General features: G+C 56.8%; 18 protein-coding genes and 2 tRNA genes. 15 read left to right on the forward strand and 5 right to left on the reverse strand.

The window, feature by feature from the left end; translation table 11 throughout:
• Positions 1–204: 204 nt before the first annotated feature.
• Positions 205–281: transfer RNA gene (locus GXP72_RS04245), tRNA-Asp, on the forward strand.
• 160 nt (positions 282–441) lie between these two features.
• Entirely contained in the window at positions 442–1,245 is an 804-nt protein-coding gene (dkgB, locus tag GXP72_RS04250) for a 2,5-didehydrogluconate reductase DkgB (protein ID WP_048990301.1), read from the forward strand.
• A gap of 27 nt (positions 1,246–1,272) precedes the next feature.
• Here dkgB and yafC read toward each other — a convergent pair whose 3' ends face one another.
• Positions 1,273–2,178 (reverse strand): DNA-binding transcriptional regulator YafC, encoded by a 906-nt coding sequence (gene yafC / locus GXP72_RS04255; RefSeq protein ID WP_024909446.1) that lies wholly within the window; start codon positions 2,176–2,178, stop codon positions 1,273–1,275.
• Positions 2,179–2,282: 104 nt separating this feature from the next.
• Between yafC and GXP72_RS04260 the strand changes: the two genes are divergently transcribed.
• From GXP72_RS04260 to GXP72_RS04270, 3 genes are all read left to right on the forward strand, one after another.
• Positions 2,283–3,458 carry an MFS transporter gene (locus GXP72_RS04260; protein ID WP_208763514.1) on the forward strand — a complete coding sequence of 392 codons (1,176 nt, stop codon included), beginning with the start codon at positions 2,283–2,285 and terminating at the stop codon, positions 3,456–3,458.
• A gap of 136 nt (positions 3,459–3,594) precedes the next feature.
• The gene (locus GXP72_RS04265) at positions 3,595–4,395 is read left to right on the forward strand and encodes an endonuclease/exonuclease/phosphatase family protein (RefSeq protein WP_024909448.1); all 801 of its coding nucleotides are present in this window, start codon (positions 3,595–3,597) and stop codon (positions 4,393–4,395) included.
• Positions 4,396–4,470: 75 nt separating this feature from the next.
• Positions 4,471–5,244, forward strand: a complete 774-nt coding sequence (locus tag GXP72_RS04270; protein WP_208763515.1) for a class I SAM-dependent methyltransferase — start codon at positions 4,471–4,473, stop codon at positions 5,242–5,244.
• A 52-nt stretch (positions 5,245–5,296) separates the two neighbouring features.
• Here the strand turns inward: GXP72_RS04270 and mltD are convergent, their stop codons facing one another.
• Together mltD and gloB are read right to left on the reverse strand one after the other, a co-directional pair.
• Positions 5,297–6,661, reverse strand: a complete 1,365-nt coding sequence (gene mltD / locus GXP72_RS04275) for a murein transglycosylase D (RefSeq protein WP_032645479.1) — start codon at positions 6,659–6,661, stop codon at positions 5,297–5,299.
• A gap of 68 nt (positions 6,662–6,729) precedes the next feature.
• The gene (gene gloB, locus GXP72_RS04280; protein ID WP_208763516.1) at positions 6,730–7,488 is read right to left on the reverse strand and encodes a hydroxyacylglutathione hydrolase; all 759 of its coding nucleotides are present in this window, start codon (positions 7,486–7,488) and stop codon (positions 6,730–6,732) included.
• A gap of 32 nt (positions 7,489–7,520) precedes the next feature.
• On the opposite strand from gloB, the gene GXP72_RS04285 reads away from it, so the two are divergent.
• Entirely contained in the window at positions 7,521–8,240 is a 720-nt protein-coding gene (locus GXP72_RS04285; RefSeq protein ID WP_048990292.1) for a class I SAM-dependent methyltransferase, read from the forward strand.
• Here GXP72_RS04285 and rnhA read toward each other — a convergent pair.
• On the reverse strand, positions 8,237–8,815 hold the full coding sequence (gene rnhA, locus GXP72_RS04290; RefSeq protein WP_161798576.1) for a ribonuclease HI: 579 nt from the start codon (positions 8,813–8,815) through the stop codon (positions 8,237–8,239). The genes GXP72_RS04285 and rnhA overlap by 4 nt on opposite strands.
• On the opposite strand from rnhA, the gene dnaQ reads away from it, so the two are divergent.
• The 9 genes from dnaQ (at position 8,769) to GXP72_RS04335 (ending at position 17,863) form a co-directional block, all read left to right on the forward strand.
• Positions 8,769–9,500: a DNA polymerase III subunit epsilon gene (gene dnaQ, locus GXP72_RS04295; protein WP_055726119.1), complete on the forward strand. Its 732-nt coding sequence runs from the start codon at positions 8,769–8,771 to the stop codon at positions 9,498–9,500. The genes rnhA and dnaQ overlap by 47 nt on opposite strands.
• 132 nt (positions 9,501–9,632) lie before the next feature.
• A tRNA-Asp gene (locus GXP72_RS04300) sits at positions 9,633–9,709 on the forward strand.
• Positions 9,710–10,088: 379 nt separating this feature from the next.
• Positions 10,089–10,808, forward strand: a complete 720-nt coding sequence (locus tag GXP72_RS04305) for an FCD domain-containing protein (protein ID WP_208763517.1) — start codon at positions 10,089–10,091, stop codon at positions 10,806–10,808.
• Positions 10,805–11,818, forward strand: a complete 1,014-nt coding sequence (locus tag GXP72_RS04310; RefSeq protein ID WP_208763518.1) for an ABC transporter ATP-binding protein — start codon at positions 10,805–10,807, stop codon at positions 11,816–11,818. The genes GXP72_RS04305 and GXP72_RS04310 overlap by 4 nt, the downstream gene beginning before the upstream one ends.
• A complete protein-coding gene (locus GXP72_RS04315) occupies positions 11,815–12,897 on the forward strand; it encodes an oligopeptide/dipeptide ABC transporter ATP-binding protein (RefSeq protein WP_024909456.1) in 1,083 nt (360 codons plus the stop codon). Before GXP72_RS04310 ends, GXP72_RS04315 begins: the two co-directional genes overlap by 4 nt.
• 2 nt (positions 12,898–12,899) lie before the next feature.
• Positions 12,900–14,414, forward strand: coding sequence for an ABC transporter substrate-binding protein (locus tag GXP72_RS04320; RefSeq protein WP_208763519.1), 1,515 nt, complete (start codon positions 12,900–12,902; stop codon positions 14,412–14,414).
• Between the two features lie 18 nt (positions 14,415–14,432).
• Entirely contained in the window at positions 14,433–15,374 is a 942-nt protein-coding gene (locus GXP72_RS04325; protein ID WP_015571382.1) for an ABC transporter permease, read from the forward strand.
• A 2-nt stretch (positions 15,375–15,376) separates the two neighbouring features.
• A complete protein-coding gene (locus GXP72_RS04330) occupies positions 15,377–16,252 on the forward strand; it encodes an ABC transporter permease (protein WP_048990101.1) in 876 nt (291 codons plus the stop codon).
• A gap of 9 nt (positions 16,253–16,261) precedes the next feature.
• On the forward strand, positions 16,262–17,863 hold the full coding sequence (locus GXP72_RS04335) for a gamma-glutamyltransferase family protein (RefSeq protein WP_208763895.1): 1,602 nt from the start codon (positions 16,262–16,264) through the stop codon (positions 17,861–17,863).
• A gap of 51 nt (positions 17,864–17,914) precedes the next feature.
• Here GXP72_RS04335 and GXP72_RS04340 read toward each other — a convergent pair whose 3' ends face one another.
• Entirely contained in the window at positions 17,915–18,685 is a 771-nt protein-coding gene (locus GXP72_RS04340; protein WP_024909460.1) for an amidohydrolase, read from the reverse strand.
• Positions 18,686–18,747 lie beyond the last annotated feature (62 nt).

The following is an 18,747-nucleotide window of genomic DNA, read 5'->3' on the forward strand; positions in this document are numbered from 1 at the left end:
TCAGAAGTGAAACGCCGTAGCGCCGATGGTAGTGTGGGGTCTCCCCATGTGAGAGTAGGGAACTGCCAGGCATCAAATTAGAAGTGAAACGCCGTAGCGCCGATGGTAGTGTGGGGTCTCCCCATGTGAGAGTAGGGAACTGCCAGGCATCAAATTAAGTAGTAAGCCGGTGCATAAATCCGGTGGTTACAAGCAGTCTTCGGTGGAGCGGTAGTTCAGTCGGTTAGAATACCTGCCTGTCACGCAGGGGGTCGCGGGTTCGAGTCCCGTCCGTTCCGCCACTTATTAAAAGCCCTGAGCTAACGCTCAGGGCTTTTTTCTTATCTGACGTTTAATTATTGCGAAATTAGCAAAAATCCTCTGCGTTTTGCGATCTTTTTCTCTATAACACCGCCAGCGATAATCTTCCTCAGTTTACGAACATAACGATTGAGGAATATTATGACTCTCCCTGCATTTGGTTTGGGCACTTTCCGCCTGAAAGACGACGTTGTTATCGCATCAGTTAAAACCGCACTCGAACTGGGCTATCGCGCAGTTGATACGGCACAGATCTATGAAAACGAAGCTGCCGTTGGACAAGCTCTCGAAGAGAGCGGTGTACCGCGTAATGAGCTGTTTATTACCACGAAAATCTGGATTGAGAATCTCAGCAAAGACAAGCTTATCCCTAGCCTGAAAGAGAGCCTGAAAAAACTGCGTACTGACTACGTCGATCTGACGCTGATCCACTGGCCATCACCGAACGATGCCGTCTCCGTGGAAGAATTCATGCAGGCGCTGCTGGAAGCGAAAAAGCAGGGCTTAACCCGCGAAATTGGGATCTCCAACTTCACCATTCCGCTGATGGAAAAAGCCATTGCTGCTGTTGGTGCAGAAAATATTGCGACCAACCAGATTGAGCTGTCTCCATACCTGCAAAACCGCAAAGTCGTGGACTGGGCAAAACAGCACGGGATCCACATCACGTCATACATGACGCTGGCCTACGGTAAAGCGCTGAAAGATGAAGTGATTACGCGTATCGCTGAGAAACATAGCGCGACTGCCGCGCAGGTGATTCTGGCATGGGCAATGGGGGAAGGTTATGCCGTGATCCCATCATCAACTAAGCGTGAAAACCTGGCGAGCAACCTGTTAGCAACGGATCTTCAGCTGGATGCTGACGATAAAAAAGCGATCGCAGCCCTGGAGTGCAACGATCGCCTGGTCAGCCCAGAAGGCTTAGCGCCTCACTGGGACTGATATTAACCCCCTCTGTACTCTAAACCCTCATACAGCTCCTTCGGGAGCTGTTTTTATATGTTCGCTCAGGAAGTCAATAAAGGCCCGTATGCGCGTGCTTACTGCTCTGTCACTGTAATACACCGCGCTAAAAGGCATCTCTACCGGCAGACGCTTATCGGCCATTAACTCCACAAGTTCACCGCGCGCAATTTCTTTATCAATCATGTAATCCGATAAACAGGCGATGCCATTCCCGGTAAGGCACAGCTGCTTCAACGTTTCCCCGCTGTTTGAGGATAATCCGCAGGTAATTTCATGAAGTTGACCATCATGACAGGCGACAGGCCAGGTGTTCAGTGACACCGGCTCCGTAAAGCCCAGACACAGATGCTGCTTCAGTTCTTCAACCGTCTCCGGTTTACCATGTTCAGCAATATACTCTGGTGATGCGATAATTTTGCGGTAGCTGGCAAACAGAGGGCGGGCACGCAAGCTTGAATCGGTCAGGGTTCCTGCCCGGATAGCCACATCCACTTTACGCTCGATGAGGTTGATAAACGTCTCTGAGGAGACCAGAGAGAGCGTCATCTCCGGATAACGTTCGCGGAAAGGTTTAATCAGCGGCATCAGAAAGTGAAGCACCACCGGCGTGGCCGCATCAATGCGCAGTAACCCACGCGGCGTGCTGCGGGTCTCCATAATCTCCGTCTCCGCTGCAGCCATCTCCTGCAGTACCGACTGCACGCGGCGAAAATAACGCTCTCCTTCTTCCGTCAGGCTCAGTTGACGCGTCGTTCGGTTGAGCAGACTCACCCCAAGCTTCATCTCCAGCTTTTTTACCGAGCGGCTGATGGCTGAGTTAGCCTGTCCCAGCTGTTCGGCCGCGCGGCTAAAGCTGCCGCTTTCAACGACGGCGACAAAGATTGTCAGCTCTTCTGACGTTGCTTTCATTGTTGCACCACCCGCAAAATTCTATTGATATTTTGACCATTTTTGTTATTTAAGCACTGGCGCATACTGCCTGTCATCTTAATCCTGTTGATACGGAGTATTTTATGCCACTGGCGCTTCTTGCCCTGACGATCAGTGCCTTTGCAATTGGCACGACCGAATTTGTTATCGTGGGACTGGTTCCCACTATTGCTAACCAGCTTGCGATCTCGTTGCCCTCCGCCGGGCTGCTGGTGTCCATCTACGCCCTGGGCGTCGCCGTCGGTGCGCCCGTGCTGACGGCCCTGACCGGACGTTTTCCGCGTAAGCAGCTGTTAGTCGCGCTGATGGTGCTGTTCACCGCCGGCAACGTGTTGGCCTGGCAGGCACCGGACTACACCACGCTGGTCATCGCTCGTCTGTTGACCGGCCTCGCACACGGGGTGTTCTTCTCGATTGGTTCCACTATTGCAACCAGCCTGGTACCCAAGGAGAAAGCGGCGTCTGCCATTGCGATCATGTTCGGTGGGCTGACCGTCGCTCTCGTTACGGGCGTACCGCTGGGCACGTTTATCGGACAGCACTTCGGCTGGCGTGAAACGTTCCTGGCCGTCTCCTTACTGGGCGTCATTGCCCTGGTGACCAGCCTGCTGCTGGTACCGTCGAATATTCCTGGCCGGGCCAGCGCCAGCCTGCGCGATCAGCTGAAGGTGCTCACGCATCCGCGTTTGCTGATCATCTACGCGGTCACGGCACTGGGCTATGGCGGCGTATTCACCGCCTTCACCTTCCTGGCACCGATGATGCAGGACCTGGCAGGCTTCTCCCCCAATGCCGTGAGCTGGATTTTGCTGGGATACGGTATTTCCGTTGCGATTGGCAATATCTGGGGCGGCAAGCTTGCGGATAATCATGGTGCGGTACCGGCGCTGAAATTCATCTTCGCCGCCCTGGTTGTCCTGCTGATGATTTTCCAGTTCACGGCTTCGCTACACTACGCCGCGCTGGTCACGGTGCTGGTCATGGGGATCTTTGCCTTTGGTAATGTGCCCGGGCTTCAGGTTTACGTTGTCCAGAAAGCCGAGCTCTATACGCCCAATGCGGTGGATGTGGCATCGGGTCTGAACATTGCCGCATTTAATATCGGCATCGCGCTGGGCTCCATCATTGGCGGACAAACCGTAGCGCATGTTGGATTAACTCAGACCCCATGGATTGGCGCGGTGATTGTCCTGGTCGCCTTCCTGCTGATTGGTCTGAGTGGACGTCTTGATAAACCCGCTCGTGTCGCGCTGGGATAAAATCAGTAAGTGCTTGCTTACAAAACTGGAAAGCGGTTTCTCAGAAATTGCGTTGAAAGTATGACCTAAAGTCCCTATAACATTAGAACCAGTCCGTTTTCCGGGCTGGTTCATGTTACAGAGGCTGTTTCCAAAAGTGCGAAAAAATACCTATGCCATGCGTTATGTTGCCGGAATGCCCGCGGAGAGGATCTTGCCTCCGGGGTCATTTGCGAGCATAAGCCAGGCATTACCCGCCGGCACTCCGTTAAGCAGCGATGAAAAAATCCGTGTACTGGTGTGGAATATCTTTAAGCAGCAGCGTGCGGAGTGGTTATCGGTCCTCAAGAATTTTGGCAAAGATGCCCATCTGGTTCTGCTCCAGGAGGCGCAAACCACCCCTGAGCTGGTCCGGTTTGCCACCACGAACTATCTTGCCGCCGACCAGGTGCCTGCATTTGTTCTGCCACAACACCCCTCAGGCGTGATGACGCTTTCAGCAGCACATCCCGTCTATTGCTGTCCTCTGCGCGAACGTGAACCTATTCTGCGTCTGGCAAAATCGGCGCTGGTGACGGTCTATCCGCTGCCGGATACCCGTATGTTGATGGTCGTGAATATCCACGCGGTAAACTTCAGCCTGGGCGTGGATGTCTACAGTAAGCAGTTACTTCCCATCGGCGATCAGATAGCGCATCACAGCGGACCCATTATTATGGCAGGCGATTTCAATGCCTGGAGCCGTCCACGCATGAATGCGCTGTATCGCTTTGCGCGCGAAATGTCGCTGCGTGAAGTTCGTTTTAGCGATGACCAGCGCAAAAAAGCCTTTGGTCGTCCTCTCGACTTTGTCTTCTATCGTGGTTTGAGCGTGCATGACGCCTCTGTTCTGGTGACGCGCGCCTCGGATCATAACCCTCTACTAGTCGAATTCAGTCCCGGCAAACCTGATAAATAATGGTGTGTCAGGTCTGCCGTGGGGCAGGCCTGCGCGGGTGCTGCCCTTTATTTTTCACTCACAAAGGACAGTACGATGACAACAACACACTCCCATCATGACAACGTAGAAAAACAGTTTGGTTCTCAGGCAAATGCCTATCTGAGCAGCGCCGTGCATGCTTCTGGCCGCGATCTGGTGCGTCTCGGTGAACGTCTGGCGGCATTCCCGCAGGCCCACGTGCTGGATTTAGGCTGCGGGGCAGGGCATGCCAGCTTTACGGCTGCACAGCATGTCGCGCATGTTACCGCGTATGACTTATCCAGCCAGATGCTGGACGTCGTTGCTGAGGCGGCGAAAGCGAAGGGGCTGGACAACATTGATACGCGTCAGGGCTATGCCGAATCCTTACCTTTTGATGATGCGTCGTTTGAGGTGGTGATCAGCCGTTACTCCGCGCACCACTGGCATGATGTTGGCCAGGCATTACGCGAAGTCAGACGTGTTCTGAAGCCGGGCGGCATCTTCATTATTATGGATGTGATGTCTCCTGGACATCCGGTGCGCAATATCTGGCTGCAAACGGTGGAAGCGCTGCGCGACACCTCGCACGTGCAAAACTACGCCAGCGGAGAGTGGTTATCGCTTATCACGGAAGCGGGACTGATTACACGCGCGTTAATCACAGACCGTTTGCCGCTTGAGTTCAGCTCGTGGATCGCGCGTATGCGCACCCCGGAAGCATTAAGCCATGCAATCAGGCTGTATCAGGAGAGTGCGTCCGCAGAGGTAAAGGCATACTTTGAACTGCAGGACGATGGTTCGTTTACCAGCGATACCATCATGGCTGAAGCGCAAAAAGCGGGATAAACAAAAAAGGCACCGAGGGGAATCGGTGCCTTTTTATCTTTCGATCGTGCTATCAGGAGTCTGGCGTCGCGCTGTTCTTCACAAACAGCGTCAGCTGGTCGCCAGGTTTCAGATTGTCAGTATCATTGTTCCAGCGCATCACATCCTTGATGTTCACGCCGTGTCGTTTTGCGATACTGGACAGTGAATCGCCCTTGCGCACGCGATAGGTAATGCTATCGCTGTTGCTGGCGAGACGCTGTGCGCTGCTACCTGCGCCTACCGTCAGAGTCTGACCCACTTTCAGGCCGGAGCTGCGCAGATTATTCCACTGCTGCAGATCTTTCGCATTCACGCCAAGACGTGAAGCAATGCCCGAAAGCGTATCACCTGAACGAACCTTATAACTGCGGCTGTTAACTGATGAGACATCCGCGATCAGCGTTGACTGAACGGCGGCGATTTCACCCGAAGCTAAAGACTCACGTAACTGCTCAGCATGTTTCTGCGGAACCATTACATACTGCGGGCCACTTGCCCCCAGGGTTGAGCCTTTAACGCCAGCATTAAAGGTTTTCAATTTACTTACCGACATACCCGTCATATCAGCAACCTGTTGAATATCAACCGGATTGCTGAGGCGAACACGCGCCAGTGCACGACTTTCGTCTGGTGTTGGCAGTTGTACACCGTAACGCTTGCTGTTCTTGAGAATATCGCTCAATGCCAGCATTTTCGGTACGTAAATCTTTGTTTCCTGTGGCAGTGAGAGCGACCAAAAATCGGTGGATTTACCCCGTGCTTTATTCGCTTTCATTGCCTTCAGTACACGACCTTCGCCGCTATTGTACGCTGCGACCGTTAACAGCCAGTCACCGTCAAACATCTTGTTCAGACGTTGCATCATGTCGAGAGCGGCTGTCGTTGAAGCGACAACATCGCGACGCGCATCATAGTTGCGGGTCTGTTTCAGACCATAGTTTCGCCCGGTGCTCGGAATGATCTGCCAAATGCCTGCGGCATTGGCGCCAGACGTCGCGTGTGGGTCAAAAGCGCTCTCCACTATGGGTAGGAGTACCAGCTCCATAGGCATGTTACGTTTCTTAACTTGCCCGGCTATCCAGTACATATACGGCTCTGCCCGTAACGTTACATCGTGGAGATAGCTCTTATTACTTAAATACTTCTGTTTCTGTTCGCGAATCCGGGTATTTTCCGGAATTCCCATCTTTAGCTCGTCGCCAATAGAGGTCCACAAGTCTTGATCCTGCGCGAAAGATGTTCCATCGTCCATCCAGCGCGCCGAACTTGCAAACTTCCCTGCTTCCCCTTGACCAGCTGCAGAAAGGCTCTGTGCGTGCTGTTGTACGTTGCTGCCGTTCTGCGACTGGCAACCTACAAGCAGGACAGAGGCGAGTAATATCGCTTTTGCCTTCATGTGTGTGTCAATAGTTGCTTAAAAGACGAGCGATAATAACGGCGAAATTTTGAAAAGGCAACCCGCAATTATCTGAAGTTATCTTTCTTTGACCTTAACCATGCAAATCGCTGTTCTGGTTGTTGCAAATTTGTTTCTTGGTTAATTTTATTAATTAAATCAAGATCATCTGTTCGTAAAAATAAATTAATTTGGCGCTCATTTTTCAGAATTACGGGTAGTGTTTTTTGGTCTTTTGCACGTAACTCCTTCACTTTGTGATAATAATCCTGAATCGCCCGATCCTCGGGTAAGAGGCTCACGGCAAACTTCATATTTCCTAATGTATACTCATGGGCGCAACAAATAATGGTGTCATCGGGTAACGCATTAATCTTCTGTAAAGACTGGTGCATTTGAGCTGGCGTGCCTTCAAACAGTCTTCCGCAGCCTCCGGAGAACAACGTGTCGCCGCAAAAAAGATAAGGTTTACTGTAGAAACACAGATGTCCCAAAGTGTGACCTGGTGTAGCAAATACGGAAAACTCCCACTCGCGTATGAGGATAGTTTCGCCTTCTTCGACTACTTGCATGACGCCCTTATCTTGTGCCTCCGCCGGTCCGTAAACCACCAGATGCGGAAAATGAGCGCGCAGTTCAGGCACGCCGCCAGTATGATCGTGATGGTGATGCGTCAACAGAATGGCTTCCGGCTGCCAACCGTTCTCTTTTATTGCGCGCAGAAGGGGGGCGGATTCTCCGGGATCGACAATGACGCATCGGCGATCGTCGTCAACCAAAACCCAGATGTAATTGTCCTCAAAGGCTGGAATACTGATAAGATTCATACATTACCTCTTATAGCGTGGCGGGTGTTTTGATGAAACCGGCAAGGATACCTCAGACTGTCGCAGCACCGGAACGTTGGGCGGAATTGCCCTGGGGTGAATACTATCGCGAAGCGTTAGAACAACAGCTGAAGCCCTGGCTTGCGAAGATGTATGGCTTTCACCTGCTTAAGATTGGCAATCTCAGCGCGGAAATCAATACCGAAAGCTGCGCTATCTCGCATCAGGTCAACGTCTCTCTCGGCGGAGCGCCGGTTCAGGTGAAAGCAGACCCGTTGCATCTGCCGTTTGCGGAAAAATCCGTTGATGCCTGTTTGCTCGCCCACACGCTGCCCTGGTGCAGCGATCCGCATCGTCTGCTTCGCGAAGCCGATCGCGTGCTGATTGATGACGGCTGGCTGGTACTGAGCGGATTTAATCCGCTAAGCCTGATGGGCCTGCGTAAGCTGGTACCGGTACTACGCCGGGCCCCACCTTACAACAGCCGGATGTTCACCATGATGCGCCAGCTCGACTGGCTTTCGCTGCTGAACTTTGAAGTGCTCTGCTACGGTGGTTTTCAGGTGCTGCCCTGGGCGCGGCAGGGGGGCGTTGTACTGAGTACCCACCTCCCTGCATTGGGCTGTTTGCAGTTTATCGTCGCGCGTAAGCGAACCATTCCCCTTACGCTTAACCCCATGAAGCAGAGCAAGTCGAAAACGCCCATCCGCCAGACCGTCGGTGCCACGCGGCAGTACAAAAAAAACGATTAAACGTCGGGCTGATAGCCCGCATCTTCATGAGCGGGATTGGATGCCGCAGCACGCGCCAGTTCGTCGCAGCGTTCGTTTTCCGGGTGGCCTGCGTGGCCTTTAACCCACTCCCACTTAATCTGGTGCTGGCCCAGCGCAGCATCAAGACGTTTCCAGAGATCGACGTTCTTGACCGGTTTCTTATCGGCGGTTTTCCAGCCGCGTTTTTTCCAGTTGTGGATCCACTGGGTAATCCCCTGGCGCACGTACTGACTGTCGGTGCTTAACACCACGTCACAATGTTCTTTTAACGCCTCCAGCGCCACGATGGCCGCCATCAACTCCATCCGGTTGTTGGTGGTCAGAAAATAGCCTTCGCTAAAAGTTTTTTCGTACTGGCGATAGCGCATAATCGCGCCGTAACCGCCGGGTCCTGGGTTACCGAGACAAGATCCATCGGTGAAAATTTCTACCTGTTTACGCATCTCTGGTAGACTTCCTGTATTCGAAACGTTCAGTAAAACGATAAGTCTGACATAAATGACCGCTATGAGCACTGCAATTACTCGCCAGATTGTCCTCGATACCGAAACCACCGGTATGAACCAGATCGGCGCGCACTACGAAGGGCATAAGATCATCGAGATCGGCGCCGTTGAAGTGGTGAACCGTCGTCTTACGGGGAACAACTTCCACGTCTACCTCAAACCCGATCGGCTGGTGGATCCGGAAGCGTTCGGCGTTCACGGGATTGCCGATGAGTTCTTGCTGGATAAGCCGACGTTTGCGGATGTCGCTGACGAGTTCCTGGAATATATCAAGGGTGCCGAGCTTGTCATCCATAACGCCTCGTTCGATATCGGCTTTATGGATTATGAATTCAGCAAGCTTAATCGTGATATCCCGAAGACGAACACCTTCTGTAAGGTGACGGACAGCCTGGCGCTGGCAAGGAAGATGTTTCCCGGCAAGCGTAACAGCCTGGATGCGCTCTGCTCGCGCTACGAGATAGACAATACCAAACGAACGCTCCACGGGGCGTTGCTCGATGCCCAGATCCTGGCGGATGTCTATCTGACGATGACCGGCGGGCAGACCTCAATGAAGTTCAGTATGGAAAATGAATCCCAGCAGACGCAAGGCGAAGCGGGCATTCAGCGTGTTGTCCGTCAGGCAAGCCGGTTGCGGGTTGTTTTAGCCAGTGATGAAGAGCTTCATAACCACGAATCCCGGCTTGATCTGGTCCAGAAGAAGGGCGGTAGCTGTATGTGGCGCGCCTGAAAAAACGCCGGAATGCCTGTAAAATCATCGTTTGGGCGATTTTTGCAGCAAACGATTCAAAACGCGAGAAAAAGCGTTGACGAGATCGGAGGCGCACCGTAATATGCGCCTCGTTCCCCAAACGGGAACAGTGGAGCGGTAGTTCAGTCGGTTAGAATACCTGCCTGTCACGCAGGGGGTCGCGGGTTCGAGTCCCGTCCGTTCCGCCACTATTCAGAAGGCCTGAATCAGAAATGATTCAGGCCTTCGTCGTTTCAGCATTCTGTAATCTCATCCCCTCAACTATCGTTAACAAAAAGTTAATATCTATGGTGCAATTAATTAACAATTGCACAAATATAGTGCGTTATCTGCACTGATATTGTGCAATTAACCACCGAACCTCCTTTCAGACCTCAGTCAGAATGTGTCTTAGTGTAAAAATAATTCACGCAGAATCATTTGGTTATCTCCCGCTTTCCAAAAAAACACCGAACCAATTGCGTATTGGTTTGGTTATTGCTTAATCATTAGCACGATAAGCTTCATTCCATATCAATAACTTATCGTTAATAAAAATAAAATTATGATGAAAGCGAGCGAACCAATATGGAAAAACCGTCACGGTTTCTGGCCAATTCCAGCACCGCGCTTGAGCAGCTGCGCGGGCTAATCAACCAGCATGAGTCAACACCAGGCATACCGCTGCCCACGGAACGTGAGCTGTCGGACACTCTCGGCGTAGGGCGACGTGAAGTGCGTCGTGCGCTGGACGTGCTGGAAGAAGAGGGGCGCATCTGGCGTAAGCAGGGCAAAGGGACCTTTATTGGTCCGGCGGCACCTGTTGAACCGCTGGCCCTTCAGGGATTGGTTCAGCAGACCAACCTTCTGGAAGTGATGGAAGCTCGTCTACAGCTCGAACCCGGCTTAGCCCGGCTTGCGGCACTGCGTGCCACCAGGGAAAACCTCGCGCTCATGCAGCGCATGCTGGAACGCATCGATAAGGTCAGCCCGGATGACCGCGATCTCAACGAACTGTGGGATAGCGCCTTTCACCGGGCGATTGCCGAGGCGGCGGGCAACCGTCTGATGCTCGGCCTGTTTGATGCCATTGATGCTGTGCGGCGTGAACCGGGCTGGCAGCATCTTCGCGAACTGGCACGCACCCCCGAACGTGTCGACAGCTATAACGACCACCACCACAAGATCATGGCTGCGATTATCCATCGCCAGCCAAATGAAGCCGCGACCGCCATGCGCGAACACCTGCTCAGCCTGCAAACCGCCCTGATTCAGGCGATCCACCTCGAGGACGACTTCACGCCATGACGACAATACCCTTTAAGGACGCCACGCCCGTATTGCGAGTGCAAAACCTCAACGTTACGTTTGCTGGCTCGCCGGTTAGCGTGCTTGATGGTATTTCTCTGACCGTCAGGGCGGGCGAAACGCTCGCGCTGGTGGGGGAGTCCGGCTGCGGGAAAAGTATCACCTCACTGGCGCTGATGGGGTTACTGCCCGCCAGCGCACGGATCGTCAGCGGGGAGATGCAGTTCCGCCGCCACGATCTGCGCAAGCTCTCACCGCGGGAATATGCCGATCTGCGCGGCAGCGAGCTGGCGATGATTTTTCAGGAGCCGATGACCTCGCTCAATCCGGCGTTTACGCTGGGCGATCAGCTTAGCGAAGCGGTTATACGACACCAGAACGTCTCGCGCGCAGAGGCGATGAAGGTCGCGCTGCAGATCCTCGAGAAGGTACAGATCCCGGCGGCAGAGATGCGCCTGAAAGCGTATCCCCACCAGCTTTCCGGCGGCATGCGCCAGCGCGTGATGATTGCGATGGCGCTGATTAACCATCCCAAACTGCTGATTGCTGACGAGCCCACCACCGCGCTCGACGTCACCATCCAGGCGCAAATCCTTGCCTTGCTCAACGCCTTAAAAGAGGAAACCGGCACGGCAGTGCTGATGATCACCCACGATTTAGGCGTGGTGGCAGAAGTCGCCCAGCAGGTCGCCGTGATGTATGCCGGGCAGGTGGTGGAGCAGGGGAGCGTGGAGGCTATTTTTGCCGACCCGCAGCACCCGTACACCATCGGCCTGATGGGCTCGATCCCCTCGCTGGGCGCACGCAAGGGCCAGCTCTCCACCATTCCCGGCGCGGTCCCGCTCCCGGAATCCATGCCGAAAGGCTGTCGTTTCGCGACGCGCTGCCCGTTTGCGCAGACGCGCTGCCACGCTGAAAAACCGCAGCTTACTACGCTCGGCGCGGGCCATCAGGTCGCCTGCTTCCGCGTGCCGCTCGAACAGCACATTGCCCTGGGAGAAATCGCATGACCGCGCCCATTCTTGAAGCCCGTGACCTCAGCAAGCTTTTCCCCGGCCCGAAAAAACTCTTTACTCCGGCACGGTTTGTCACGGCGGTCGATCGCGTTTCGCTTGCCGTGATGCCGGGCGAAACGTTGGCGATCGTCGGCGAATCCGGCTCCGGAAAATCCACGCTTGGCCGTCTGCTGCTGCGCCTGCTGGCCGCCAGCGAAGGGCGCGTGTTTTACCAGGGGGAAGAGATCACGCATGCCTCGGGGGCGCGCCTCAATCAACTCCGGCGCGAGCTGCAGATCATCTTCCAGGATCCCTTCGCCTCCCTGAACCCGCGCATGACGGTGGAGCAGATCGTCGGCGAGCCGCTGTGGCTGCACCAGAACATGAAAAAAGCGGATCGCCAGTACCGCGTTGCCGAGCTGCTTAAAACCGTTGGCCTGCCCGCCGCCTGGGCCGGCCGGTATCCGCACGAGTTTTCCGGCGGGCAGCGCCAGCGTATCGGCATTGCGCGCGCGCTGGCCTCGGGACCGAAGCTGCTGCTGGGTGATGAGCCGGTATCCGCGCTGGACGTCTCCGTTCAGGCGCAGGTGGTCAACCTGCTGGAAAGCCTGAAGCACCAGCTAGGGCTGACGATGGTGATTGTCGCCCACGGCCTGGCGGTGATCCGCCATATGAGCGACCGCGTGGCGGTCATGTATCTTGGGCAAATCGTCGAGCTTGCCACCGTGGATGAGATTTTTGACGCGCCGCTGCATCCCTATACCCAGGCGCTGATCGCCTCGGCGCCGCAGATGCAGCCGGGCATTGAGCGAGATGCGCCGCTGCTGCAGGGGGATCTGCCCAACCCAGCCAGCCCGCCGTCCGGCTGTCGTTTCCACACCCGCTGCCCGTACGTCACCGACGAATGCCGTCAGGTCGAGCCGATCAATCAGGTGCTCGACGGCGGGCGTCAGGTTGCCTGCCACCGCTGGCAGGAGATCAACCGCGATCGCAGCGTTATCCAGATTGCACCGCCATCCGCCGCTTTTCTGCGCCGCCGCGCGCTGTTTGAACACGCGGCCACTCACTCGTCCCTTCCTTCAAGGAACTCATGATAATGACAATGCGTAATTCTCTTTTGACCGTACTGGGAAGTGTTATGTTGCTTGGCGCGGCGCTGCCCGCCCATTCTGAAAGCGTGCTGCGAATCGGTCTGGGCGCTGACCCGGACATGCTCGACCCGCATCTGGCGCGCACCTACTATGGCCGCTTCGTGTTTGCCTCCCTGTGCGACAGGCTGGTGGACGTGGATGAAAATCTGAAGGTTGTTCCCGGTCTGGCCAAAGACTGGGCGTGGAGTGCGGACGGTAAAACCCTGACGCTCAATCTGCGCGAAGGCGTCACCTTCCACGACGGTGAGAAATTCGATGCCGCCGCGGCAAAATACAACCTCGACCGCGCCCTGACCCTGAAAGGCTCCCTGCGTAAGAGCGAGATCTCCTCCGTTGAATCGGTCGAGGTCACCGGCCCGATGCAGATTGCGCTGCACCTGAAGACCCCCGATGCCGCGCTGCTGATGCAGCTCACCGACCGCGCGGGTGCAATGATGGCCCCCGAGGCGGCGAAAAAGCCTGACTTTGCTGCCCATCCCGTCTGTTCTGGCCCGTATAAATTCGACAGCCGCGTGTCCCAGGACCGCATCGTCCTGACCCGCTTCGACAACTACTGGAACAAAGACGCCTACCACTTCGACAAAATTATCTATCTGCCGATCCCGGATGCCTCCGTGCGCCTCGCGAACCTGCGGGCGGGCGATCTCGACCTGACCGAAGGCATCGCCGCCAGCGATGTGAAAACCGTCGAGGCTGACAGCAAGCTGGCGCTGGCAAAGGTAACGGGCCTGGGCTATCAGGGCATCACCTTTAACATCAACAACGGCAAGGTGCCGGCGAACGATCCGTTCAAAGATGCCCGCGTGCGCGAAGCCTTCTCGCAGGCTATCGACCGCGATGCGTTAAACCAGGTGGTCTTTGAAGGGCTCTACACCCCGGCCAACCAGGCGTTTTCACCGGTCAGCCCGTATCACGTCAACCTGCCGGTGCCGCCGCGTGACGTCGACAGAGCCAAAGCGCTGCTGAAAGCCGCCGGTGTGACCACGCCGCTGACCGTCAACCTGCTGGTGCCGAACAACCCTACCTCGCAGCAGGTGGGACAGGTGCTGCAGGCGATGGTGGCCGAGGCGGGCTTCACCCTGAACCTGCAGATGACCGAATTCGCCACGCTGCTGGATCGCCAGCAGAGCGGTGACTATCAGCTGAGCTTCTCCGGCTGGTCGGGACGCCCGGATCCGGACGGCAGCATCTACGGCTTTATCAACAGCAAAGGCACCCTTAACGACGGCCGCTACAGCAACGCGCAGGTTGACGAATGGCTGACCCAGGCACGCCAGAACACCGACCAGGCCGCGCGCCAGCCGCTGTACGACAAGGTGGTGAAGCAGCTGCAAACCGACATGCCTATTGCCTACCTCTACTTCGAGCCGCGCATTTTCGGCCTGAACAAAAGCGTGCAGGGCTTTAAGCCTTACCCGGACGGCATCGTGCGTCTGGCGGGTTTGACGCTGGCGAAATAACCGTCCTGAGGAGAGCCCATGCTGGAACTGATTTGCAAACGTCTGCTGCTGGCCGTCCCGACGCTACTGCTGGTGAGCATGATGGTGTTCGGGCTGCAAAAGCTGCTGCCCGGCGACCCGCTGATCGCCATGGCCGGCGAGGAGCGCGATCCGGCGGTCATCGCTCAGCTGCGTGCGGAGCTGAACCTCGATGCGCCGATCCCCGTGCAGTATTTCCACTGGCTGACGCGGGCGCTGCAGGGGGATCTGGGCGTCTCCTTACGCACGCACGAGCCGGTGACGCAGCTGATCGCCAGCAAGCTGCCGGTCACGCTGGAGCTGTCGCTGCTGGCGATGATTATCGCGCTGGTGTTTGGCATCAGCATGGGGATCCTCGCGGCTGTGAACAAAAACAGCTGGGTCGATCACGGGGCGAACTTCGTGGCGATCTCGGGGATCTCGATCCCGCACTTCTGGCTGGGGATCCTGCTGATTCTGGTTTTTTCGGTGAACCTGCAGTGGCTACCCGCCTCCGGCTACGTGCCGTTCAGTGAAGATCCGATCCAGAACCTGCGTACGCTGCTGCTGCCCGCGTCCGTTCTCGGAACGGGCCTCGCGGCAACGCTGATGCGCCATACCCGCGCCTCGATGATTGCCGTGCTGAAAGCGGATTACATCCGCACCGCGCGCGCTAAGGGGCTGCTGCCGAAGGCGGTGATCTTAAAGCACGCGTTTCGCAACGCGCTGGTGCCGGTGATTACCCTCACCACGCTGCTGTTTGGCGAGCTGCTGGGCGGCGCGGTGCTGACCGAGCAGGTTTTCACCATTCCGGGCTTCGGCAAGATGATCGTCGACTCGGTATTCAACCGTGACTACGCGGTGGTGCAGGGTGTGGTGCTGATCGTGGCAATCGGCTTCCTGATGCTCAACCTGCTGGCCGACGTGCTCTACGTCCTTATCAACCCGAAAATGCGAGGTTAACCATGGCGGAACTGACGACGCAAACCGTTACGCCCGCGCTGCCGCGCGCGCAGAACCGGGTACTGAAGAAATTCCTCGGCAATAAAAGCGCGGTCATTGGCGCGGTGGCGGTGGGGTTCTTTGTGCTGGTGGCGCTGCTGGCGCCGTGGATCGCCCCGTTCGATCCGGTGAAAGCCAACTTCCTGGCGGTGCGCAAAGCGCCGTCGGCGATGTACTGGTTCGGCACCGACGAGCTGGGGCGCGACATCTTATCCCGCATTATCTGGGGGGCTCGCACCTCGCTGATGGCGGGCTGTATGTCGGTGGTGATTGCGGTGGTTATCGGCGTGCCGCTGGGGCTGGTGGCGGGCTACTTCCAGAAGATGTGGGACGGCGTGATCTCGCGCTTTATCGAGGCGCTGCTGGCCTGTCCGTTCCTGATCATGGCGATCGCGCTGGGGGCATTTTTGGGCCCAAGCCTGACCAACGCGATGATCGCCATCGGCCTTTCGGCGATGCCGATCTTCGCCCGCCTGACGCGCGGCCAGGTAATCGCCATTCGCAACGAAGAGTATATCGACGGCGCGCGGGCGATTGGCCTGCCGGATCGCTGGATCATCATTAAATACGTCCTGCCCAACGTGATGTCGCCGATCCTGGTGCAGGCCACGCTGGCCATTGCCTCGGCGATTATCGCTGAAGCCAGCCTGTCGTTTTTGGGGCTGGGACAGCAGCCGCCCAATCCGTCCTGGGGGTCCATGCTTAACACCGCGAAAGGGTTTCTTGAGCAGGCCCCGTGGATGTCCATTTTCCCCGGCGTGGCGATTTTTCTTGCCGTGCAGGGCTTTAATTTACTCGGCGACGGGCTGCGCGATGCGCTCGATCCGCGCCATGACTAAGGAGTCATGATGACCAAAGCGCTTGATTTTACGTCCGGTTACGATTCACGCCGCCCGCCGATGCTGGGCCATAACGCCGTTGCGACGTCTCAGCCGCTGGCGGCGCAGGCGGGCATGAAGATGCTGCTGCTGGGCGGGAATGCCGTGGATGCGGCCATTGCCACCGCGATGGCGCTGACGGTGGTCGAGCCGACCGGCAACGGGATTGGCAGCGATGCCTTTGCCATCGTCTGGGACGGCGAAAAGCTGCACGGCCTGAACGCGTCCGGTCGTTCGCCTGCGAGCTGGCATGCGGATCTGTTTGCCGGTAAAACCGCAGTGCCGGAAATCGGCTGGGACGCGGTGACCGTGCCGGGGGCGGTATCCGGCTGGGTCGCGCTGGCGGAACGCTTCGGCACGCTGCCGTTTACCACCCTGGCGCAGCCTGCCATTGACTACGCGCGCAACGGTTTCCCGGTCTCCCCTCTGATCAGTCATCTGTGGCAGCGCGGCTATAGCAAGCTGAAAGATCAGCCGGGCTTTAGCGCCTGCTTCGCGCCGGAAGGCCGCGCCCCGCGCGTGGGGGAGATCTTCCGTAACCCGGCGCAGGCGAACTCGCTTGAGCTGATCGCCCGCACCAACGGCGAAGCCTTTTACCGCGGCGAGCTGGCGCAGAAAATTGCTGCCTTCGCCAAAGAACACGGCGCGCACCTGACGGCTGAGGATTTAGCCAACCATCGCGTGGACTGGGTAGAGCTGCTGTCGCGCGACTTCGCGGGCGGTTCGGTTCAGGAGCTGCCGCCTAACGGCCAGGGGATCGCCACGCTGATTGCGCTCGGCATTCTGGAGCAGTGCGGCATTGAGAAGCATCATCCGGATTCCGTGCAGTCCCTGCATCTCTCCATCGAGGCGATGAAGCTGGCGCTGGCGGATCTCGACCGCTACGTGGCGGATGAAGAACACATGGCGTTCGCGGCGAAAGAGCTGCTGAGCGACCATTACCTGAAGTCGCGCGCGGCGCTGATCAACCACGACAGCGCATCTGATTTTGTCTACGGTTCCCCGACGCAGAGCGGCACGGTCTACATCAGCACCGCCGACGCCAGTGGGATGATGGTCTCGTTTATTCAGTCCAACTATATGGGCTTTGGGTCAGGCATCGTGGTGCCGGATACCGGGATCAGCCTGCAAAACCGGGGCTGCGGGTTTGTGCTGGATCCTAATCACCCGAACGCACTGGCGGGCAGCAAGCGTCCGTTCCACACCATCATTCCGGGCTTTGCGATGGACGGCAACGGTCAGCCGCTGATGTCCTTCGGCGTGATGGGCGGCCCGATGCAGGCGCAGGGGCACATGCAGATGGCGCTGCGCATCATGCTGCACGGGCAAAACCCGCAGGCGGCAATCGACGCCCCGCGCTGGCGCGTGGTGCAGGGCAGGGAAGTGATCGTTGAATCGACGTTCGATCGTAATACTATCGCCGCGCTGCGCGAGCGCGGGCATCAGATCCTGGTGGAAGATCCGCTTCAGGACTACAACTTCGGCGGTGCGCAGGTGATTTACCGCCTGCCGGAAGGGCACTACGTGGCCGCGACGGAAAGCCGCAAGGACGGGCAGGCGCTGGTGAGTTAATGTTTTATCCTCCCTCTCCCTTTGGGAGAGGGGCGGGGTGAGGGGAAAATTTCAGCCGATGCTAAACGGATCCGCATCCTGCCACGCCGGAAACTTCTCCCGGTACTCTTTCAGCGCCGTTAACGACAGCTCCGCATCAATGCGCGTCGCCTGGTGCGGCTCGGCGGTGGCGATGATCTCGCCCTGCGGATTCACCACCCGGCTGTCGCCGCGATAGTGATGTCCGTTGCCGTCTGTTCCCACGCGGTTACAGCCCACCACGTACGCCTGGTTCTCAATCGCGCGCGCCACCAGCAGCGATTGCCAGTGCAGGGAGCGCGGTGCAGGCCAGTTGGCGACATACAGCGCCAGGTCGTAATCGTTGCGGTTACGCGACCACACCGGGAAACGCAGGTCGTAGCAGACCAGCGGCAGAATACGCCAGCCTCGCCACTCGAACACCACGCGCTCGTGACCTGCTTCATAGTGATGATGCTCATCCGCCATGCGGAACAGGTGGCGTTTATCGTAAAAATGCACTTTCCCTTCCGGCTCTACCAGCAGGAAGCGGTTCACCGGCCCGCGTTCGGTCTGCAGGGCGGCGCTGCCAGCGATCAGCGCATTAGTCTGCTGCGCTTTGACATGCATCCAGGCGACCACCTCATCCTGCGGCATTGACTGTTGTGCCGCTTCCATGGCGAAGCCGGTGGTGAACATTTCCGGCAGGACAATCACATCACGCCCGGTAATGTCTTCCAGTTGACGATCAAAGTGGCGCAGGTTGGCGGGGCCATCCATCCACACTAAAGGTTGCTGCAAAATAGAAATCTTCAGACCAGGCACAATTCAGACTCCTCAAACGACCACTTTTTGACACTGTAGCACGACATAACGAGAAAATGTGG

Source organism: Enterobacter sp. SES19, assembly GCF_011765665.1.
Lineage (GTDB): Bacteria > Pseudomonadota > Gammaproteobacteria > Enterobacterales > Enterobacteriaceae > Enterobacter > Enterobacter pseudoroggenkampii.